Annotated in this window: 18 protein-coding genes; 10 read left to right on the top strand and 8 right to left on the bottom strand. The window is 53.0% G+C overall.

Features of this window, described 5'->3' with window-relative positions; translation table 11 throughout:
* Positions 1–2: 2 nt before the first annotated feature.
* On the bottom strand, positions 3–431 hold the full coding sequence (locus HV311_RS21275; RefSeq protein WP_016155663.1) for a PTS sugar transporter subunit IIA: 429 nt from the start codon (positions 429–431) through the stop codon (positions 3–5).
* 4 nt (positions 432–435) lie between these two features.
* Entirely contained in the window at positions 436–2,181 is a 1,746-nt protein-coding gene (locus tag HV311_RS21270; RefSeq protein ID WP_191220435.1) for a class I mannose-6-phosphate isomerase, read from the bottom strand.
* 187 nt (positions 2,182–2,368) lie between these two features.
* Here HV311_RS21270 and HV311_RS21265 point away from each other — a divergent pair, with 187 nt between their 5' ends.
* From HV311_RS21265 to caiF, 5 genes are all read left to right on the top strand, one after another.
* Positions 2,369–3,376, top strand: coding sequence for a LacI family DNA-binding transcriptional regulator (locus HV311_RS21265; RefSeq protein ID WP_016151647.1), 1,008 nt, complete (start codon positions 2,369–2,371; stop codon positions 3,374–3,376).
* Between the two features lie 133 nt (positions 3,377–3,509).
* Entirely contained in the window at positions 3,510–4,331 is an 822-nt protein-coding gene (gene dapB, locus HV311_RS21260) for a 4-hydroxy-tetrahydrodipicolinate reductase (protein WP_016151648.1), read from the top strand.
* A 456-nt stretch (positions 4,332–4,787) separates the two neighbouring features.
* Positions 4,788–5,936, top strand: coding sequence for a glutamine-hydrolyzing carbamoyl-phosphate synthase small subunit (gene carA, locus HV311_RS21255; protein WP_095715619.1), 1,149 nt, complete (start codon positions 4,788–4,790; stop codon positions 5,934–5,936).
* A gap of 17 nt (positions 5,937–5,953) precedes the next feature.
* Entirely contained in the window at positions 5,954–9,181 is a 3,228-nt protein-coding gene (gene carB, locus HV311_RS21250) for a carbamoyl-phosphate synthase large subunit (RefSeq protein ID WP_016151650.1), read from the top strand.
* 272 nt (positions 9,182–9,453) lie between these two features.
* Entirely contained in the window at positions 9,454–9,849 is a 396-nt protein-coding gene (gene caiF, locus HV311_RS21245; RefSeq protein WP_016151651.1) for a carnitine metabolism transcriptional regulator CaiF, read from the top strand.
* A gap of 42 nt (positions 9,850–9,891) precedes the next feature.
* Here the strand turns inward: caiF and caiE are convergent, their stop codons facing one another.
* The 6 genes from caiE to caiT form a co-directional block, all read right to left on the bottom strand.
* Entirely contained in the window at positions 9,892–10,488 is a 597-nt protein-coding gene (gene caiE, locus HV311_RS21240) for a carnitine operon protein CaiE (RefSeq protein ID WP_047358347.1), read from the bottom strand.
* A 60-nt stretch (positions 10,489–10,548) separates the two neighbouring features.
* The gene (caiD, locus tag HV311_RS21235) at positions 10,549–11,334 is read right to left on the bottom strand and encodes a crotonobetainyl-CoA hydratase (protein ID WP_019078347.1); all 786 of its coding nucleotides are present in this window, start codon (positions 11,332–11,334) and stop codon (positions 10,549–10,551) included.
* Positions 11,335–11,388: 54 nt separating this feature from the next.
* A complete protein-coding gene (caiC, locus tag HV311_RS21230; RefSeq protein ID WP_191220434.1) occupies positions 11,389–12,942 on the bottom strand; it encodes a crotonobetaine/carnitine-CoA ligase in 1,554 nt (517 codons plus the stop codon).
* A 62-nt stretch (positions 12,943–13,004) separates the two neighbouring features.
* The gene (caiB, locus tag HV311_RS21225) at positions 13,005–14,222 is read right to left on the bottom strand and encodes an L-carnitine CoA-transferase (protein WP_016155668.1); all 1,218 of its coding nucleotides are present in this window, start codon (positions 14,220–14,222) and stop codon (positions 13,005–13,007) included.
* A gap of 105 nt (positions 14,223–14,327) precedes the next feature.
* A complete protein-coding gene (gene caiA, locus HV311_RS21220) occupies positions 14,328–15,470 on the bottom strand; it encodes a crotonobetainyl-CoA dehydrogenase (protein WP_003018898.1) in 1,143 nt (380 codons plus the stop codon).
* 34 nt (positions 15,471–15,504) lie between these two features.
* Entirely contained in the window at positions 15,505–17,022 is a 1,518-nt protein-coding gene (gene caiT / locus HV311_RS21215; RefSeq protein WP_131347644.1) for an L-carnitine/gamma-butyrobetaine antiporter, read from the bottom strand.
* Positions 17,023–17,503: 481 nt separating this feature from the next.
* Here caiT and HV311_RS21210 point away from each other — a divergent pair, with 481 nt between their 5' ends.
* From HV311_RS21210 to HV311_RS21190, 5 genes are all read left to right on the top strand, one after another.
* Positions 17,504–18,274 carry an electron transfer flavoprotein FixA gene (locus HV311_RS21210; RefSeq protein WP_016151656.1) on the top strand — a complete coding sequence of 257 codons (771 nt, stop codon included), beginning with the start codon at positions 17,504–17,506 and terminating at the stop codon, positions 18,272–18,274.
* Positions 18,275–18,289: 15 nt separating this feature from the next.
* On the top strand, positions 18,290–19,231 hold the full coding sequence (locus tag HV311_RS21205; protein WP_053388875.1) for an electron transfer flavoprotein subunit alpha/FixB family protein: 942 nt from the start codon (positions 18,290–18,292) through the stop codon (positions 19,229–19,231).
* A 49-nt stretch (positions 19,232–19,280) separates the two neighbouring features.
* Positions 19,281–20,567, top strand: coding sequence for an FAD-dependent oxidoreductase (locus HV311_RS21200; protein WP_191220433.1), 1,287 nt, complete (start codon positions 19,281–19,283; stop codon positions 20,565–20,567).
* The gene (gene fixX, locus HV311_RS21195; RefSeq protein ID WP_000203736.1) at positions 20,564–20,851 is read left to right on the top strand and encodes a ferredoxin-like protein FixX; all 288 of its coding nucleotides are present in this window, start codon (positions 20,564–20,566) and stop codon (positions 20,849–20,851) included. The genes HV311_RS21200 and fixX overlap by 4 nt, the downstream gene beginning before the upstream one ends.
* A 109-nt stretch (positions 20,852–20,960) precedes the next feature.
* Positions 20,961–22,304 carry an MFS transporter gene (locus HV311_RS21190; RefSeq protein ID WP_191220432.1) on the top strand — a complete coding sequence of 448 codons (1,344 nt, stop codon included), beginning with the start codon at positions 20,961–20,963 and terminating at the stop codon, positions 22,302–22,304.
* The last annotated feature ends 26 nt before the right edge of the window (positions 22,305–22,330 follow it).

The raw sequence follows: 22,330 nt of genomic DNA, 5'->3' as shown, positions 1-22,330 counted from the left end.
CTTTAAAAATCGTCGGACTGAACGGATAAAACCGGGGCGGCTTTAATCAGCGTGGGTATCGTCAGCGCCAACAGCTCGACGGCTGCGGCGTGAACATCCGTTAAATGGCAAATCTCCTCGCTTTGTAACAGCATCGGGAAATTGACCCCCGCTACGACGGCAACGGGAGGAACCGTTTGTGAAGAAAAAGCATGATGGCAGGCGACATTCCACGGCGTACCGCTTTGCATGTCACACAGCACCAGTACGCCGTCAGCGTCTTTTCCGGCACTGGTGAGAACCTGAGAGAACGTCGCTTTAAACCCTTCGATACCTGCCTGTTCACTCAGCGTGACGGGGTAAACATGCGGTAATTCTCCATAAACCATACGACCGCTGGCGAGAAGCGCATCCGCCAGGGGACCATGGGTGGCAACAATTACGTTAATCATGCGCTTATCCTCTAACCCAGGCTTTAATCGTGGCGAGCTGTTGACCGACGCCTTTGCCAAACGGTGAAATACGATATTCTCCGACGGCGGCAGGGATGATAAAGGTCTCTGCATAGTTGACGACAAACGGGGGAAACGCGCCGCTCGGGCTTTCAACAACGGCCTGCGCACCTTCGACCAGGTTCAGGACGTTGACGCCGCCATGGGTATGGTGAGTGACCGGTGCCGTAAACCAATGGCGACGCGTTTCGATAAATTCGCGTTCGTGCATTCCGGTTCTTTCTTCCCGCCAACCCTCTCCTTCAGCCAGGGGTTCAATACGGTTGACGAGGTTGTCGTGCACCCATTGCGTGTCGCGCTGCCAGTCAATAACCTGCTGACCGTGATCCAGATGCACCGGACGCGGTAAGCCGTCTAACCCTAAGCGGCCCCAATCCCACAGCTTGAAGGTGAAGATATAGGGCGTTGCACTGATCTCCAGCACCATGGTTCCTGCACCCGAGCAGTGTACGGTTCCGGCGGGGATCAGGAAGTGATCGTGTTTATGTGCGGGGATCTGGTTAACGAATCGTTCATCATCAAAGGTTTTTTCGCCACGACCCGCGGCCCGGAGGTCGTCGAGCATATCCTGCGGTGCGATCCCGGTTTTGGTCCCGAGATACACCACGGCGTCCGGCTCGGCTTCGAGAATGTAATAGCTCTCATCCTGGGTATAGTGCATACCAAACTGCTGTTGAATGTACTCAGTGAGCGGATGAACCTGAAAGCTCAAATTCTGGCCGCCAATAGTGTCGAGGAAGTCAAAACGGATCGGGAATTCCGCGCCAAAGCGCGCGTGAACTTTTTCACCCAGCAGGGGGCGGGGACAGGTCAGCACCAGATCCTGAGAGGGGATCTCGATCCGCACGTTGCCAAAACGCAGTAACAGGCTGTTTTCCTCGGGCACGCAATCAAAACACCACGCGTAATTGGGGGCTGAGGGATCGAGATCGAAGCGTTGTTTCATCCATTGCCCGCCCCAGACACCTGGGTCAAAGAAAGGGGCAACGCGAAACGGTTGTTCGGTGGTTTGTTGCAGACCGGCGCGTAACGCGTCGCCGCTGACCATCGCGGGACTATTTTCTACTGTGGTATCGAGCAAATAATCGGCGCGTTTGAGTAACGGCGTTTTGTGTTTGTCGAATACCCGCCATTCAATGAAAAAAGCACGTTTGTAACGACGAAGAATATCTTCATCCTGGTTTTTTGCACCCCAGTTACCCAGCCCGTTATGACGCATACGCTGTTGAATTTCCCAGCGCGGAAGATCGGCATAAACCAGTACGTCACCAGGGTGTGCCAGCGCAGCGCCTGAGCCGTACACGACAACCAGCCCTGAGGTAACGGCATCAATCTGTTGGCGGAGTTGGCTGAGTTTGTCGCTATCAAAAAATTCATCCAGGTGATGACAGGAGAGAACGCCGAATACGCGATCGTCGGTAAGGTTACGCGCCAGTAAATCATGCAGGGCCTGCTCATCGCGGCGGGCGGATTCAATATTTAGCACCAGTGCGGTATCTAATGTCGTAACAAGCTGTTGCTCCAGCTCGTCAAGCCGCACGCCCGGATAGCAATCCACGATCAATACGGTTTTGGCGGCGGTAGAAACCCTGGTGTTAAGCACTGAATGAATTGACGACCAACCCTGCCAGGCGTGGTTGTCATAGCCCTGAACGTTAACCTCAGGGAATTTATTATAGGTTGTACGCATATTCTGTCTCCGTGTTGGCTTATTTAAGATTAATCGATTAACCTTATTTTCATAGTGTGGTTAACGCGATTAACCCGCCATAATCAGAATCCAGTGCGGTGAAATGCACGTTAGCGTGATGTGAATCACACGTAAAAAGGCAATATTTCGGTTATTCGATTAACCTTCGAAATAAACAGGAGAGGTCATGACTACAGTCACGCTGGCGCAGGTTGCTGAACGCGCGGGAGTCTCCACGGCAACCGTTTCAATGGTGTTGCGTAACCGGGGGCGCATTTCTCAGGCCACACGTGACAGGGTGCTCAAAGCGCTGGACGATGCCGGCTACGTTTATAATCAAACCGCCGCTAACCTGCGTAACCGAAGCAGTAATCAGGTCGGATTGTTGTTACACGATATCACTAACCCTTTTTACGGTGAGATGACTGCAGGGCTAAGCCATGAGATGGAGCGGCATGACCTGCTTCTGTTTCTGGCAAACAGTGAAGAGTCAGGAGAAAGGCAGCAAAAATTTGTCGACTCGTTGATGCGCAATAATGCCTGCGGCATGGTGCTCTGCGCGGCGCGCGAAACACCGACCTCCTTCTTCGAGGCGCTGAAAAGGCGCAATATTCCCGCCATCATGGTGGTTCGCCCTCTTAGCGATCCTGATTTTGATTTTGTGGGAACCGATAACTTTCTCGGTACGCAAATGGCCACCACCCATTTAGTCAAAATGGGGCATAAGAATATTGCGTTTATCGGTGGTAGCCCAAGTTCCGGGAGCCGGGCACAGCGTATCGGTGGATTCACCAGCACGTTGCTGGAGCAGGGAATATCGCCGAATCCGCAATGGATAGTGGCGACGCAGGCCAGCCAGATTGACGGCGCAAAAGTGGCAGAGTCGCTTCTTATGCGGTTCCCGGAAATTACCGCCGCCGTTTGTTATCAGGATATTGTGGCGCTTGGGGTTATGCAGGCATTACGCAAAATGGGGCGTGAACCAGGGCGCGATTTTGCGCTGGTGGGGTTCGATGACATCACCGAAGCGGCGCTGGTACAACCTGCGCTCACCACCGTGTCGGTGGCCGCAAAAGAGATAGGTCGCAAGGCTGGGGAGCTACTTTATAGTCGCATTCAGGGAAATGACGAACCTCCGAAACGCATTATTCTGCCACCTGCGCTGGTGGTCAGAGAATCATGTGGTTTTCGCTGATCGTCATGCCTTTTACTGATATCTCTGCCTGTTTATCATTAAATTCTAATTATCGACGTTTTCGGCTGGCGGCGCAGCGATGTGCTGGTTAATCTGAAAACGATTTACGTAAAATTAACAAAAGAGAATAGCTATGCATGATGCACAAATCCGCGTTGCCATCGCGGGAGCCGGAGGGCGCATGGGGCGTCAGTTGATTCAGGCCACTCTTGGCATGGATGGCGTACAGCTCGGCGCGGCGCTGGAGCGCGAAGGTTCTTCTTTGCTGGGAAGCGATGCCGGAGAGTTAGCGGGAGCCGGTAAAACGGGCGTTACCGTGCAAAGTAGTCTTGAGGCGGTGAAAGATGATTTTGATGTTTTCATCGATTTTACTCGCCCGGAAGGCACGCTGGCGCATCTGGCGTTTTGCCGCCAGCACGGTAAAGGGATGGTGATTGGCACCACTGGCTTTGATGACGCGGGCAAACAGGCTATTCGTGATGCTGCGCAGGACATTGCTATCGTTTTCGCCGCGAACTTTAGCGTTGGCGTTAACGTCATGCTTAAGCTGCTGGAGAAGGCGGCGAAAGTGATGGGTGATTACACCGATATTGAGATTATTGAAGCCCATCACCGTCATAAAGTGGATGCGCCGTCAGGCACTGCGCTGGCGATGGGGGAGGCGATTGCCGGGGCGCTGGATAAAGATTTAAAAGAGTGTGCCGTCTATTCGCGTGAAGGTTACACCGGTGAGCGCGTACCCGGTACGATCGGTTTTGCCACGGTGCGGGCGGGAGATATCGTTGGTGAGCATACCGCGATGTTTGCCGATATTGGCGAGCGCATTGAGATCACGCATAAAGCCTCCAGCCGCATGACCTTTGCCAATGGCGCAGTACGATCGGCAATTTGGCTGAAATCAAAGTCAAACGGTCTTTTTGATATGAAAGATGTGCTTGATTTACGCAGTTTATAACTTTTATTACCCTTCGTGATGTGGTTATTGTAATCATAACTATTTGATTACATAGGGCAATATTTTATTGCCCTTTTATTTTTCGCTTTTTAATTTGATTTTTTTATTTAATGACCTATTTGTTGATGTTTTGCGGGGTTATTTTGTTATTTCAATGTAAATTTTGACCAAATGGTCCACTTTTATCTATCGCGCTTCCTGTTTTTACACTCTTTATCTTCCGCAAGCGTTTTCCACCCCAAGTTAGCTGATCTTTTTGCCTGTTAAATCGTGTGTTTTATCTCAGTGGCGTAAAATAATAATAAAAAATGCCCTTTTGGGTAGACTTTTACGTGGGCTATCTCTAGAATGCCGCCGTTTGCCAGAAATCCATAGGTAAGCAAATTTGCATTGATTCATGAGGTGTTAATGAATTAATATGCAAATAAAGTGAGTGAATATTCTCTGGAGGGTGTTTTGATTAAGTCAGCGCTATTGGTTCTGGAAGACGGAACCCAGTTTCACGGTCGGGCCATAGGGGCAACAGGTTCGGCGGTTGGGGAAGTCGTTTTCAATACTTCAATGACCGGTTATCAAGAAATCCTCACTGATCCTTCCTATTCCCGCCAAATCGTCACTCTTACTTATCCTCATATCGGTAATGTCGGCACCAATGAAGCCGATGCAGAATCTTCTCAAGTACATGCGCAAGGCCTGGTCATCCGCGACCTGCCGCTGATTGCCAGCAACTTCCGCGATACCGAAGACCTCTCTTCTTACCTCAAACGCAATAATATTGTGGCAATTGCCGATATCGATACCCGTAAGCTGACGCGTTTGCTGCGTGAAAAGGGCGCACAGAACGGCTGCATTATCGCGGGTGATAACCCGGATGCGGCGCTGGCGCTGGAAAAAGCGAAAGCCTTCCCAGGTCTGAACGGTATGGATCTGGCGAAAGAAGTGACCACCGCGGAGCCTTATAGCTGGACACAAGGTAGCTGGACGCTGGCCGGTGACCTGCCGGAAGCTAAATCCGCCGATGAACTGCCGTTCCACGTAGTGGCCTACGATTTCGGCGCTAAACGTAACATTCTGCGTATGTTAGCGGATCGCGGCTGCCGCCTGACGGTTGTGCCGGCGAAAACCTCTGCTGAAGATGTGCTGAAGATGAATCCGGACGGTATCTTCCTGTCCAACGGTCCTGGCGATCCGGCGCCGTGCGACTACGCGATTACCGCGATTCAGAAATTCCTCGAAACCGATATTCCGGTATTTGGCATCTGCCTCGGCCATCAACTGCTGGCGCTGGCAAGCGGTGCGAAGACCATTAAGATGAAGTTCGGCCACCACGGCGGCAACCATCCGGTAAAAGATATTGATAACAACACCGTGATGATCACCGCTCAGAACCACGGTTTTGCGGTCGATGAGGCCTCCATGCCTGCCAACCTGCGCGTGACCCACAAGTCGCTGTTCGACGGCACCCTGCAGGGGATTCATCGTACCGACAAACCGGCGTTCAGCTTCCAGGGGCACCCTGAAGCAAGCCCGGGTCCACACGATGCTGCGCCGCTGTTCGACCACTTTATCGAGTTAATTGAGCAATACCGTCAGTCCGCGAAATAATCAGGAGTAAAAGAGCCATGCCAAAACGTACAGACATAAAAAGTATCCTGATTCTGGGCGCGGGTCCGATCGTTATCGGTCAGGCGTGTGAGTTTGACTATTCCGGCGCGCAGGCGTGTAAAGCCCTGCGTGAAGAGGGTTACCGCGTTATTCTGGTGAACTCCAACCCGGCGACCATCATGACCGACCCGGAAATGGCCGATGCCACCTACATCGAGCCGATTCACTGGGAAGTGGTACGCAAAATCATTGAGAAAGAGCGCCCGGATGCGGTGCTGCCAACCATGGGCGGTCAGACGGCGCTGAACTGTGCGCTGGAGCTGGAACGCCAGGGCGTACTGGCTGAGTTCGGCGTGACCATGATTGGCGCGACGGCGGATGCTATTGATAAAGCGGAAGACCGTCGTCGCTTCGACATCGCGATGAAAAAAATCGGTCTCGATACCGCACGTTCAGGCATCGCTCACACCATGGAAGAAGCGCTGGCGGTTGCCGCTGACGTCGGCTTCCCGTGCATTATCCGTCCGTCCTTCACCATGGGTGGCACCGGCGGCGGTATCGCCTACAACCGCGAAGAGTTTGAAGAAATTTGCGAACGCGGTCTGGATCTTTCCCCAACCAACGAACTGCTGATTGATGAATCGCTGATTGGCTGGAAAGAGTACGAGATGGAAGTGGTACGTGATAAAAACGACAACTGCATCATCGTCTGCTCCATCGAAAACTTCGACGCGATGGGCATCCATACCGGTGACTCCATCACCGTTGCGCCAGCCCAGACGCTGACCGACAAAGAATATCAAATCATGCGTAACGCCTCGATGGCGGTGCTGCGTGAAATCGGCGTTGAAACCGGTGGTTCTAACGTCCAGTTTGCGGTAAACCCGAAAAACGGCCGTCTGATTGTTATCGAGATGAACCCGCGCGTCTCCCGCTCCTCGGCGCTGGCGTCCAAAGCAACCGGCTTCCCGATTGCGAAAGTCGCAGCCAAGCTGGCGGTAGGTTACACCCTCGACGAACTGATGAACGACATCACCGGCGGGCGGACTCCGGCTTCGTTTGAGCCGTCCATCGACTACGTTGTGACGAAAATTCCACGCTTCAACTTCGAGAAATTTGTTGGCGCTAACGACCGCCTGACCACCCAGATGAAATCTGTCGGTGAAGTGATGGCGATTGGCCGCACCCAGCAGGAGTCTCTGCAAAAAGCGTTGCGCGGTCTGGAAGTGGGCGCGACCGGCTTCGACCCGAAAGTAAGTCTGGATGACCCGGAAGCGCTGACCAAAATCCGCCGCGAGCTGAAAGACGCAGGCGCCGAGCGTATCTGGTACATCGCCGATGCTTTCCGTGCTGGTCTGTCCGTCGATGGCGTGTTCAACCTGACCAACATCGACCGCTGGTTCCTGGTGCAGATTGAAGAACTGGTGCGCCTGGAAGAAAAAGTCACAGACCTTGGTATCAACGGCCTCGACGCTGACTTCTTGCGCGTACTGAAGCGCAAAGGTTTCGCCGATGCGCGTCTGGCGAAGCTGGCCGGCGTACGCGAAGCGGAAATCCGCAAGCTGCGTGACCAATATAACCTGCACCCGGTCTACAAGCGCGTGGATACCTGCGCGGCAGAATTTGCCACCGACACCGCTTACATGTACTCCACTTATGAAGACGAGTGCGAAGCGAATCCAACTCAGGATCGCGACAAGATTATGGTGCTGGGCGGTGGTCCAAACCGTATCGGTCAGGGCATTGAATTCGACTACTGCTGCGTACACGCCTCGCTGGCGCTGCGCGAAGACGGTTACGAGACCATCATGGTCAACTGTAACCCAGAAACCGTTTCTACCGACTACGATACCTCCGACCGTCTGTACTTCGAGCCGGTAACGCTGGAAGACGTGCTGGAAATCGTGCGCATCGAGAAGCCGAAAGGCGTTATCGTGCAGTACGGTGGCCAGACTCCGCTGAAGCTGGCGCGCGCGCTGGAAGCGGCAGGCGTGCCGGTTATCGGCACCAGCCCGGATGCTATCGACCGTGCGGAAGACCGTGAACGCTTCCAGCAGGCGGTTGACCGTCTGAAGCTGAAACAACCGGCGAACGCCACCGTGACCGCCATTGAAATGGCGGTTGAGAAGGCGAAAGAGATTGGCTACCCGCTGGTGGTGCGTCCGTCCTACGTTCTCGGCGGCCGCGCGATGGAAATCGTCTACGACGAAGCCGACCTGCGTCGCTACTTCCAGACCGCGGTCAGCGTTTCTAACGATGCGCCGGTACTGCTGGACCGTTTCCTTGATGACGCGGTGGAAGTGGACGTGGACGCCATCTGCGACGGCGAAATGGTGCTGATTGGCGGTATCATGGAGCACATCGAACAGGCGGGCGTGCACTCCGGTGACTCCGCATGTTCTCTGCCTGCGTATACCCTGAGCCAGGAAATTCAGGATGTGATGCGCCAGCAGGTGCAGAAACTGGCCTTCGAACTGCAGGTTCGCGGTCTGATGAACGTCCAGTTTGCGGTGAAGAATAACGAAGTTTACCTGATTGAAGTGAACCCGCGTGCGGCGCGTACCGTTCCGTTCGTCTCCAAGGCAACGGGCGTACCGTTGGCGAAAGTTGCAGCGCGCGTGATGGTCGGGAAAACGCTGGCACAGCAGGGCGTCACCAAAGAAGTTATCCCGCCGTACTACTCGGTAAAAGAAGTGGTGCTGCCGTTCAACAAGTTCCCGGGCGTTGATCCGCTGTTAGGGCCAGAAATGCGCTCTACTGGTGAGGTGATGGGCGTGGGCCGTACCTTCGCGGAAGCGTTCGCCAAGGCACAGCTCGGCAGCAGCTCCACCATGAAAAAACAGGGGCGTGCGCTGCTCTCCGTTCGCGAAGGCGATAAAGAGCGCGTGGTTGACCTGGCGGCGAAGCTGCTGAAGTTTGGTTTCGAGTTGGATGCGACGCACGGTACCGCGATTGTGCTGGGCGAAGCGGGTATCAATCCACGTCTGGTGAACAAGGTGCATGAAGGCCGTCCGCACATTCAGGACCGTATCAAGAATGGCGAGTACACTTACATCATCAACACTACCGAAGGCCGTCAGGCGATTGAAGACTCCAAGCTGATTCGCCGCAGCGCACTGCAGTACAAAGTGCATTATGACACCACCCTGAACGGCGGTTTCGCAACGGCGATGGCGCTGAATGCCGATGCTACCGAGAAGGTGACCTCGGTTCAGGAAATGCACGCGCAGATCAAAAAGTCATAAAAAAAAGGCCCGGTGATAATTGCGCTAACCGGGCCTGCAATATAATTTGGAAAGGGTTTCTGTAAAGAAACCCTTTTTTATCTCTCATAAGGTCATTCCTGGCCAACCGCGCTTTCATAACCACATTTTCAATGTAATAAGCACGATGTTGCTCACACTAATCAACATTCAAGTCGCATACTATCCATTATATCCACAATTTTAATATGGCTTAGTTTTTATTAATTTGGACAGGCCGTAGCCAGATTTTTAATTTGTGAAATGGTGTGCTTATGTGTGAAAAATATGTTGAAAGACCGCTTTATTTGTTAATTGCTGACTGGATGATGGCTGAAGATCGTTGGATCACAGCAAAGGAAATTTCCCGCCATTTTGATATTGAACACTGCAAAGCAATTAATACGCTCTCTTATATTCTGTCGGAAGTGGGAGAAATTGTTTGTGAAGTTAAGATGATCCCTAATCAAATTGCAGGCCGCGGCTGCCAGTGCCAGCGTTTGGTGAAAGTCATCAGTATTGATTCTCATCTCTACAGACGCTTGAATCACAATTTGCAGGAAAAAAAGGTGAGTGTGGCGAAAACGCCGCGACTGCCAGCGGTTCCCCCAACAGAGCTTAACCGTGAGCAGAAATGGCAGATGATGCTCTCCAAGAGCATGCGTCGATAATGGTGATTTGCCGGATCGGCGTGAGCGCTTCTCCGGCATAAATTACCGTGCTGATTTTGGCTTTACGTCCGTCGTGCCTTTCAGGCGCGGCCGGTTTTTTTCGACCTGCGTTAATGGCAAGGTTTCGTGTAGTCCTGTTTGGCAGCGGATTGCAAGGTCCTGATACTCTTTGGTGTTCAGCCGTTTCCAGTGCAGCTCCTGGTCCGTGACTTCACGCAGTACGCGAACCGGTGAACCAACCAGCATCTGCCTTGCCTCTCCCTGAAATCCGGCTTTGACAAAGCTCATGGCAGCGACAATGCTCTCTTCGCCAATCACCGCGCCGTCCATAATCACGCTGTTCATGCCAATCAGCGCATCTCTGCCCACCACGCAGCCGTGCAGGATTGCGCCATGGCCGATGTGTCCATTCTCATGCACGATAGTGTCGGTGTCGCAGTAGCCGTGCATGATGCAGCCATCCTGCAGGTTAGAACCGGCTTCCAGAATCAGGCGACCATAGTCACCGCGCAATGAGGCGTGTGGACCAATATAAACCCCGGCCCCCACAATGACATCGCCAATCAGCACAGCGCTGGGATGGACATAGGCATCCGGATGTACCACCGGAATCAGGCCCTCAAAGGCGTAATAGCTCATTGTCTTATCTCGGTTTTATTGCCGGATTGCGGCGTAAATACCTTATCCGGCATAGGCACATTAACGACCTTTCCATACCGGATCGCGTTTTTCCGCAAATGCCTGTGGTCCTTCGAGCGCATCTTCCGAGTGCAGCACCGATGGATAGTGCTTCAGCACACCGCTGCGGATGTACCGGTAGCCTTCTTCCACCGGCATTTCGCTGGTCGCACGGTAAATCTCTTTCAGCGCGGCGATAGCCAGCGGGGCGCTATTTACCAGCTGCTGCGCCAGTTCGCGCGCGCTATCCATCAGTTCGCTCTGGCTGACAACGCGGTTGACGATGCCCCAGCGCAGTGCTTCTTCGGCGCTCATTCGTCTGCCGGTCATCACCATTTCGTTAACGATTGCCGGTGGCAGCAGTTTAGGTAAACGCAGTACGCCGCCGCTGTCAGGCACGATCCCGAGTTTTGCTTCCGGCAGCGCGAAGCTGGCATTTTCCGCACAGACGATAAAATCCGCCGCCAGCGCCAGCTCAAAACCGCCGCCAAACGCGTAGCCGTTTACCGCGGCGATGACCGGCTTATCGAGGTCGAAAATTTCGGTTAAACCGGCGAAGCCGCCTGGGCCAAAATCGGCATCTGGCGCTTCACCGTCGGCCGCCGCTTTTAAGTCCCAGCCCGCAGAAAAGAATTTCTCTCCGCCGCCGGTGATAATTGCTACGCGTAATTCCGGGTCATCACGAAAATTAAGAAAAGCTTCCCCCATTGCAAAGCTGGTTTTAGCGTCAATGGCATTGGCTTTAGGCCGGTCAAGGGTAATTTCCAGGATCGGGCCGTTACGGGTCAGATGTAATGATTCACTCATAGTTCATCTCCAGATAATTAGGTTTCCCGGCCGGAGGAATTCCGACCGGAAGGGTTATTTCAGATTTTTTTTGATTATTTTTCCTGAACAATTGCGCGGCAGGTCGGTTCTTATCTCCATAAAAGAAGGAACCTTGAATTTCGCCATATTGTTTTCGCAGAAGCTGAAGAACTCAGCTTCGCTTAATGTTTCACCCTCATTAAGGACGACAAAAGCTTTAATGGCTTCATCACGGATCGAGTCTTTAATACCGACAATCACAATGTCCTGAATTTTCGGATGCGCAGAAATAATATTTTCCAGCTCGACGCAGGAGACATTTTCCCCACCGCGTTTAATCATGTTGCAGCGTCTGTCGACGAAATAAAAAAAACCGTCCGCATCCTGGTAACCCGAATCACCGGTATGCAACCACCCTTCAGGTTCCAGCGCTTTGGCAGTAGCGTCGGGTTGCGCGTAGTTCTCTTTGAAAATTGTTTTTCCCGGCACGCCTTTAATGCAGATTTCGCCAATTTCTCCGGCAGGCAGGGGACGGTTGTGATCGTCACGGATTTCAGCTTCATAGCTAAAACCCACGCGACCAATAGAGGGCCAGCGCCGTTTGTCCCCGGGGCGATCGCCAATAATGCCCACGATGGTTTCGGTCATACCGTAGGAGGTCAGCAGTCTGACGCCAAAGCGTTCGATAAAGGCATCTTTTTCCTGTTCGGATAAATTGAGATAGAACATCACTTCGCGTAGGTGATGCTGTCTGTCCGTTGGGGCTGCGGGTTGGACCATCAGAGTTCTGATCATCATCGGGATGCATTCGGTGACCGTCGCCTGATATCTACGCACCTGATCCCAGAACGCCCTGGCGCTGTACTTCTCCACCAGCACAAAGGTGCTGCCTGCGGAGAAGGCAGCCATGGCGGCCGTACACTGACAGTCTATATGGAAAGCGGGCATCACCGTCATATAGACGTCATCATCGCGCAGAGCGATTTGCCAGGAGGTGTAGTAGCCCGCAAAGCGCAGGTTGTAGTGGGTAATCACCACCCCTTTAGGCCGCGAGGTGGTACCTGAGGTAAACAGAATTTCCGCCGTATCGTCAGTGGATAACGCAGGCGTATAGCACAGATTAGTCGACTGGCGGGCTTGCAGTTGGGTAAAGTGGCTCACGCCGTCGTCAACCGGAAGCTGCTCGCCAATCAGACAGATATGATTAAGCGGAGTGGTATTTTCCAGCCGTATCTGGCGGTACATAGGATAAAACTCGGCACTGGTGACCAGCAGGCTCACCTGGCTGTTTTGCAGGATCCAGGCGCTCTCTTCGCCCAGCAAGCGGGCATTAATCGGCACCATAATGGCGCCAATTTTTGCCAGTCCAAACCAGCAAAAGATAAATTCCGGACAGTTATCCAGATGCAATGCGACCTTGTCGCCCTTGCGGATCCCTAAGGAATGGAAAAGGTTCGCCGTGCGGTTTATCTCTTCATTGAGCGAGGCATAGCTATACTGCCGAACGATTCCTTCGCAGGATTCGAAAATTAACGCCGTTTTATCTCCGTACACCCCGGCCAGGTCGTCCCACATCTGACGTAAGTTTTGTCCGCCAACGATATCCATAATGCTTTATCCACTGAAATCAGGCGTGAGCGCTAACCAACCAGCGGGTCAGCGCGTCGCGTTTATTCCTCAACTCTGGCCAGGCCTTTGCCGACCAGCTCATTTATGTCTGCTTCGCTATAACCAATGTTTTTCAGAATGGCGGCGGTATCCATGCCGTGTGACGGCATGCCACGCCAGATTTTCCCTGGGTTGTTTTTAAATTTCGGCATGATGTTCGGCCCTTTGCAGGTGCGGCCGTCCATCGTTTGCCACTGAGTAATGGATTCACGGGCAACGTACTGCGGGTTGCCTTCCAGTTCAGGAATAGTCAGTACCTTCGCGCAGGCGATATTCAGCTCAGCAAAGCGCGCCTGGACTTCGGCGATGGTGTGCGTTGCCAGCCAGGCGTCCAGTTTCTCTTCCACGAGCGGGCCGTAAGGGCATTCCACGCGATGGATAAGCTGGGTGCCTTCCGGGACTTCCGGTGTGCCAAGAATGTGGGCGAGGCCAATATCATTGAAGCACTCGTTGATTTGCGTGATGCCGACCAGCTCCATGACGATATAGCCATCGGCGCATTTATAGAGACCGCAGCCAGCGTAATACGGGTCTTTGCCTTTGGTCATGCGTGGACAAATTTCGCCGCCGTTGAAGTAGTCCATCATGAAGTACTGACCCATACGCAGCATCACTTCGTACATGGCGATATCAATGCTTTCACCCTTACCCGTTTCGCGTACTTTGTGCAGGGCTGCCAGCGCTGCTGTCGTTGCGGTCATCCCGGAGAAGTAATCGGCGGTGTACGGGAAGGCCGGCATCGGCTGATCAACATCACCGTTTTGGATCAAATAGCCGCTGAACGCCTGCGCGATGGTGTTATATGCCGGAAGATTGGTGTACTCCTCGGTACCAAACTGGCCGAAGCCGGAAAGGTGGGCGATAACCAGTTTCGGGTTATGTTCCCACAGCACGTCATCGGTAATACCGCGGCGAGCAAAGGCCGGGCCTTTACTGGCTTCAATGAAAATATCGGTGGTTTCCATGAGCTTCAGAAACGCTTCCCGGCCTTCATCTTTGAAAATATTCAGCGACAGGGCGTGCAGGTTGCGGCGTGAGAGCTGTGGATAGTTAGGTTGCACGCGGATGGTATCGGCCCATGCGACGTTTTCAATCCAGATAACCTCAGCACCCCATTCGGCGAACATTTGTCCGGCGAACGGGCCGGCAATTTCGATCCCTGAAAAAACCACGCGTACCCCGGCAAGTGGGCCAAAGGTTGGCATTGGTAAATGATTCATAATTTTGCTCCTGGCATTTTTTGTAGGCCCGGTAGGCGCAGCGCCACCGGGCATGTTGCCGGATGGCGGCGTAAACGCCTTATCCGGCCTACGAATCGTGCTGAACTAGCGGTATTGCTTGAGTACCGCACGACCCAACGTCAGGATCTGCATTTCATCAGAGCCACCAGAAACACGGTCAACGCGCAGATCGCGCCAGAAACGCGTGATGCGATGGTTACCCGCGATACCTACACCGCCCAGCACCTGCATGGCGGTATCGACCACTTCAAACGCGGCGTTGGCGCAGAAGTATTTGCACATTGCCGCATCGCCCGAAGTGATGGTGCCGTTATCCGCTTTCCATGCCGCTTCAAGCAGCATGTTTTTCATGGAATTCAGTTTGATCGCCATATGCGCGAACTTCTCCTGAATCAGCTGGAAGCGGCCGATCGTTTCGCCAAACTGCACGCGCTGATTGGCGTAGCGCGCGGCGTCTTCAAAAGCGCACATTGCCGTACCGTAGTTGGTCAGCGCGACGAGAAAACGTTCATGATCGAACTCTTCTTTCACGCGGTTGAAACCATTACCTTCCCGACCGAACATGTCTTTCTCGTCCAGTTCAACGTCGTCAAAGGTGATTTCACAGCAGCTATCCATGCGCAGACCGAGTTTCTCCAGCTTGTTGACCTTGATACCCGCTTTGCTCATGTCAACGAACCACTCGGTGTAAACAGGTTTATCCGGCGATGCACCATCTCTCGCCATAACCACGATGTACGGGGTATAGGCGCTACTGGTGATAAAGCACTTACTGCCATTAAGATAAACCTTACCATTTTTACGTGTATAAGTGGTTTTCAGGCTGCCAACATCCGATCCCGCTCCCGGTTCGGTGATGGCAGAGTTCCACATCTGCTTACCGGTTCCCTGGAACGCCATGATTTTATCAATCTGCTCTTGGGTACCTTCACGCAGGAAAGTGTTAAAACCTCCCGGCAATTGGTACAACACGTAAGTTGGCGCACCAAGACGACCCAGCTCCATCCAGACGGCAGCGACGGTAACAAAACCCGCTTCCAGACCGCCGTGTTCTTCCGGGATCAACAGACTATCAATGCCCATATCCGCCAGCGCTTTTACAAAACGCTCAGGGTAGACGCTGTCACGATCGCACTCGGCAAAATAAGCTTCCCAGTTCTCACTGGCCATCAGTTCACGAATACCGGCGACAAACAGCTCCTGCTCGTCATTTAAGTTGAAATCCATCTTTCAGCCTCTTGATCAATTGGGTTAATTAGAATTACTTGTCTTTCCAGTGCACTTTGGCGTCTTTAATAAAGGACAGCGTCACCATGATGTTGACGAAGAACAGCGGACATCCTCCGGCGATAATCGCGGTCTGAATCGGCTTCAGCCCACCCAGCGCCAGCAGAACGATACCGATGATGCCGACCAGAACGGACCAGCCGATACGCACTAACAGCGGCGGTTCTTCACCATCGCGGACTTCACGACAGGTGGACATCGCCAGGGTGTAAGAGCAGGCGTTAATCAGCGTCACGGTGGCAATAAAGCAGAGGATGAAGAATCCCCACATGGTGGCGGTGCTGAGCGGTAGAGCAGCCCAGGTTTCGATAATGGCGCGCGCCACGCCGTGTTGTTCAATCAGCTGCGGGATGTTGAGAATGTTTTTATCCATCAGCAGCAGCGTGTTGCTGCCAAGGACTGTCCACAGGATCCAGGTCGACGCGGTCAGGCCCAGCACCATCCCGAAGCACAGTTCACGGACGGTACGACCACGAGAAATACGGGCCAGGAAGATACTCATCTGGATGGCGTAAATGACCCACCACGCCCAGTAGAAGACGGTCCAGCCCTGTGGGAATCCGCCTTTACCGATGGCATCGGTATAGAACAGCATCCGCGGCAGATACATCAACAGCATGCCGACGGAGTCGGTGAAGTAGTTCATGATGAAGCTGGCGCCGCTGACGATAAACACCCAGCCCAGCATCAGGAAGCTCAGATAGCTACGCACGTCGCTGGCGATCTTGACCCCTTTTTGCAGGCCGCAGGCCACGCAAATGGCGTTCAATATGATCCAGCAGGTAATGATGATTGCGTCGAGTTGCAGCGTATGCGGAATACCGAACAGATACTGCATGCACTCGGTTACCAGCGGAGTGGCCAGACCGAGGCTGGTACCCATCGCGAAGATCAGCGCTACCAGATAAAAGTTATCGACGATGGTGCCGAACAGCCCTTTCGCATGCTTCTCGCCCACCAACGGTACCAGCGTGGAGCTGGGACGGATGACGTCCATCTTGCGCACAAAGAAGAAGTAGGCGAAAGCCACAGAAAGGAAACTGTAGGTTGCCCACGGCAACGGTCCCCAGTGGAACAGGCTGTACGCCAGGCCCAGCTCTTTCGCAGCCGTAGAGTTAGGCGCGAGAGCAAACGGCGGGGTGGAGATGTAGTAGTAGATCTCGATGGAACCCCAGAACAGCACCGCGGCGGATGTACAGGAAGCGAACATCATAAAAATCCAGCTGGTGGTACTAAACTCTGGTTTTTCGTCACCTAATTTCTTTTTGGCATACGGGCCAAAGACCAACCAGAACCAGCCGAAGAGCATGACGACCATATACCATTCAAATGCCCAGCCCCAGACATTGGTGACATAACTGAATACCGCATTAATAACGACGTTAGCGGCATCGAGATCTCTTACAGTTAGCCAACAAAGTATCCCAACTATTATTAATGGCGGAAAAAAAACCTTCGGTTCAATTCCCGATTTTCTCTTTTCATTTTTCATAAGTGAATTCCAGTGTGAAAACGAAACTTATTTAGCGTGCCCGTGCATGATCGTTTGTTTATTTATTATTAATGATTTGTTGATAACTTTTTAACCTCTGGGAGCGCCTCAGTGAGTAACCCATAATGAGTATTCATATCGGGTGGTTCTGTTATCTTCGTCACACTTTTTTATGCTGAGTAATTCGCTTAAAAATTTGATATTTTTTGTTTTTAATCAATTAGTTGGCTGTGGTTTTTTAACTTTTTTAAGTGACTGGCGTTCAATATTGTTGAACCCGCAGACAATATTGAAAATTTTCATATTTGACGTGATTCTTTCAATATTGGTGAGGTGCATAACACTATTGAAAGTTACGAATTTCAATGTGTGACATTTTCAATATTGGTGATTAAGGTTTTATTTCCGAATTAAAGAGCGTGATATCTGTATTTAACACTGCCGATATAAATACGTTTCCTTCATGATTTCTGGAGATGCAATGAAGATAATTACTTGCTACAAATGCGTACCTGATGAACAGGATATTGCGATTAATAATGCTGATGGTTCACTCGATTTCAGCAAAGCGGATGGCAAAATAAGCCAGTATGATCTGAATGCGATCGAAGCGGCTTGTCAGTTGAAACAACAGTCAGGAGAGGCCCAGGTTGTGGCCATGAGCGTCGGCGGCAAAGCGCTGACCAATGCAAAAGGGCGAAAAGATGTGCTTTCCCGTGGCCCAGATGAACTGATTGTTGTTATTGACGATCAATTTGAGCAGGCGCTGCCGCAACAAACTGCCAACGCGCTGGCTGCCGCCGCGCAAAAAGCAGGTTTCGATCTGCTTATTTGCGGTGACGGTTCTTCCGATCTTTATGCTCAGCAGGTTGGTCTGCTGGTGGGCGAAGCGCTGAACATTCCGGCGATTAACGGCGTGAGTAAAATCCTCTCTCTTACCGACAGCACTCTGACGGTAGAGCGTGAACTGGAAGATGAAGTCGAAACTCTGAGCATTCCGCTTCCGGCGGTGATCGCGGTCTCAACGGACATCAACACCCCACAAATCCCTTCCATGAAAGCCATTCTTGGCGCGGCGAAAAAACCGGTTCAGGTCTGGTCGCCGGCAGACATTGGCCTGAACAGCGCGCAGGCATATTCCGAACAACACGTTGCTGCACCGAAGCAGCGCGAGCGTCAGCGCGTTGTAATTGAAGGTGACGGTGAAGAACAGATTGCCGCGTTTGTCGAGAATCTTCGCAAAATCATTTAATTATCAGGGGATGTTATGAACAAATTTTCCAGTATCTGGGTATTCAGCGATACCCCTTCTCGTCTGCCGGAACTGATGAATGGTGCGCAGGCTTTAGGTGAAAAAGTTAACACGTTTGTGCTGAGTGAAGCGGACTGCGCAACGGCATGCCATTTAGGCGCAGATGATGTCTGGTTACTCAGCGGTAAACCAGAAGACCGTATGGTTGAAGACTACGCTGATGTGATGGCCGAAACTATTCGTCAGCACAGCGAGGGCGGGGCGGTGCTGCTGCCGAATACGCGTCGCGGCAAGCTGTTAGCGGCAAAACTGGGTTTTCGCTTGTCGGCAGCGGTTTCCAACGACGCCAGTGCAGTCGCCGTGCAGGACGGAAAAGCGGCGGTAAAACATATGGTCTACGGCGGCCTGGCGATGGGGGCAGAAACAATCGCTTCACCGTTCGCCGTGATAACGCTCAGCAGTGGAACGTTTGACGCGCAGCAACCGGATACCGCCCGCAGCGGCGAGGTGCACACCGTGTCATGGCAGGCTCCGGCTATAGCCGTTACTCGTACGGCAACTCAGGCACGTCAGAGCAACAGCGTCGACCTCGACAAAGCCCGTCTGGTGGTTAGCGTGGGACGCGGGATCGGCAGCAAAGAAAATATCTCGCTGGCGGAGGCGCTGTGCCAGACGATTGGCGCCGAGCTGGCGTGCTCCCGACCGGTGGCGGAAAACGAGAAGTGGATGGAACACGAACGCTACGTCGGCATCTCCAACCTGATGCTCAAGCCGGAACTGTATCTGGCCGTGGGGATCTCCGGGCAGATCCAACATATGGTCGGCGCCAACGGCGCGCAGACGATTTTCGCCATCAACAAAGATAAAAATGCGCCGATCTTCCAGTATGCGGATTTTGGCATCGTTGGCGATGCGCTGAAGATCCTGCCTGCGCTGACGGCTGCTTTAGCGCGTTAAACCATTTCGGGCAGGATGCGAAGGTGTCCTGCCGCTGACAGGAGTACGTATGTCCGAAGATATCTTTGATGCCATCATCGTGGGTGCAGGTCTGGCGGGTTCGGTTGCGGCGCTGGTGCTGGCTCGGGAGGGCGCACAGGTGCTGGTTATCGAGCGCGGCAATTCTGCTGGCGCGAAGAATGTCACCGGTGGGCGCATGTATGCGCATAGCCTGGAGAACATCATTCCCGGCTTTGCTGAGCAGGCCCCCATTGAACGCATCATCACCCACGAAAAACTCGCCTTTATGACCGACAAAGGGGCGATGACCATCGACTATTGCAACGGCGAAGACGCCAAATCGTCGCAGGTTTCTTACTCTGTCTTACGCAGTAAATTTGACGCCTGGCTGATGGAACAGGCCGAAGAGGCGGGCGCTCAGCTCATCACCGGTATCCGCGTGGATAACGTTGTGCAGCGTGAGGGCAAAGTCGTGGGCGTGGAAGCCGATGGCGATATTCTGGAAGCCAAAGTGGTGATCCTTGCCGACGGAGTGAATTCTCTGTTGGCTGAAAAGCTAGGTATGGCAAAGCGCGTCGAGGCATCGCATGTTGCCGTCGGCGTAAAAGAGCTGATCGAGTTGCCGAAATCGGTAATTGAAGATCGTTTCCAGTTACAAGGGAACGAAGGGGCTGCCTGTCTGTTTGCCGGATCGCCCACCGATGGGTTGATGGGTGGTGGCTTTCTCTATACGAATGAAACGACCCTTTCTCTGGGACTGGTCTGCGGCCTTCATCATCTGAAAGATGCGAAAAAATCGGTTCCGCAAATGCTGGAAGATTTCAAACAGCATCCGGCGGTTGCCCCGCTGATCGCCGGTGGCAAGCTGGTGGAATATGCCGCGCACGTCGTACCGGAAGCCGGTATCAACATGCAGCCAGAACTGGTGGGGGACGGCGTATTGATTGCTGGTGACGCTGCTGGAATGTGTATGAACCTCGGCTTTACCATTCGCGGTATGGATCTCGCCATATCCGCAGGTGAAGCGGCGGCAAAAACGGTGCTTTCCGCAATGAAGCGCGACGATTTTAGCAAGCAGTCGCTGGGGGAATACCGTCAGCATCTGAACGAAGGCCCGATGCGCGATATGCGCATGTATCAGAAGCTACCCGCTTTTCTTGATAACCCACGCATGTTTACCGCTTATCCGGAAATGGCGGTCAGTATTGCGCGCGACCTGTTCACCGTGGATGGTTCGGCACCGGTGCCAATGCGTAAAAAAATCCTGCGCCATGCGAAGAAAGTGGGCTTCATCAACCTGATGAAAGATGGCCTGAAAGGAGTGACCGTATTATGACATCTCCCGTCAACGTGGACGTCAAACTGGGCGTCAATAAGTTCAATGTGGATGAAGACAGTCCGCATATCATTCTCAAAACCGATCCTGATAAACAGGCGCTGGAGGTGCTGATTAAGGCCTGTCCGGCTGGCCTGTATAAAAAGCAGGATGACGGTAGCGTACGTTTTGATTATGCCGGATGCCTGGAATGCGGAACGTGCCGCATTCTCGGACTGGATACAGCGCTGGAAAAATGGGAATACCCGCGTGGGACGTTTGGCGTGGAGTTCCGCTACGGCTAAACCTGGTGCCGGATGGCGGCTTCGCCTTATCCGGCCTACAGGAACAATGCGTAGGCCTGATAAGCGTAACGTCATCAGGCATTAAGTTAAAATAAAACAGGACATAACCATGCAGCAGCCCAGGAACTTTGATGACATCAAATTCACCTCTATTCACCGCCGGATAATGCTGTGGGGAAGCGGTGGGCCGTTTCTGGATGGTTATGTGCTGGTGATGATTGGCGTGGCACTGGAACAGCTCACGCCAGCATTGAAACTGGATGCGCAGTGGATTGGTCTGCTGGGCGCCGGTACGCTCGCGGGGCTGTTTGTGGGGACGTCGCTGTTTGGCTACATTTCCGACAAGGTCGGGCGGCGCAAAATGTTCATTATCGATATTATCGCCATTGGTGTGATATCGGCGGCAACCATGTTTGTCTCCTCGCCCGTTGAGTTGTTGGTAATGCGCGTGCTGATCGGCATTGTGATTGGTGCCGACTACCCGATCGCCACCTCGATGATCACCGAGTTCTCCAATACCCGCCAGCGCGCTTTCTCCATCGGTTTTATCGCCGCTATGTGGTATGTCGGCGCCACCTGTGCCGATCTGGTCGGCTACTGGTTGTATGATGTTGAGGGCGGATGGCGCTGGATGTTGGGCAGCGCGGTGATCCCCTGCATTTTGATCCTGATTGGGCGTTTCGATCTTCCTGAATCGCCGCGCTGGCTGCTGCGTAAAGGTCGGGTGAAAGAGTGTGAGGAGATGATGATCAAACTGTTCGGTGAACCGGTGGTGTTCGACGAAGAAGCGCCGCAGGAGACGCGCTTTCTTCAGCTATTTAATCGCCGTCATTTCCCGTTTGTGCTGTTTGTCGCCGCTATCTGGACTTGTCAGGTGATCCCGATGTTTGCCATTTATACCTTTGGTCCGCAGATTGTGGGGCTGCTGGGGCTTGGTGCCGGGAAAAGCGCCGCGTTGGGAAATGTGGTAATCAGCTTGTGCTTTATGTTGGGATGCATTCCTCCCATGTTCTGGCTTAATAGCGCGGGCCGACGACCGCTGTTAATTGGCAGCTTCATTATGATGACGCTGGCGCTGGCCGTGCTGGGGTTAATCCCTGATATGGGCGCGTGGCTGGTGGTGCTGGCGTTTGCCGTATACGCATCTTTCTCTGGGGGACCAGGAAACCTGCAATGGCTATACCCTAACGAACTGTTTCCCACCGATATTCGTGCGTCTGCCGTCGGGGTGATTATGTCCTTAAGCCGTATCGGCACCATTGTTTCAACCTGGGCGCTGCCAGTGTTCATCACCAAATACGGGATCAGTAATGTCATGTTGATGGGGGCGGGAATTTCGCTGATCGGCCTGCTCGTGTCCATCGCTTTCGCCCCGGAAACGCGAGGCCTGACGCTGGCGCAAACTAGCCAAATGACGATCCGCAGTAAACCCGTGACCAGGACGGGTTATTAGGAGTGTTCTGTATTTTCCCTGCAACT

The sequence above is a fragment of the Citrobacter sp. RHBSTW-00881 genome (genome assembly GCF_013728515.1).
Classification (GTDB): Bacteria; Pseudomonadota; Gammaproteobacteria; order Enterobacterales; family Enterobacteriaceae; genus Citrobacter; species Citrobacter braakii.
This window is presented reverse-complemented; position numbering and strand designations above follow the sequence as displayed.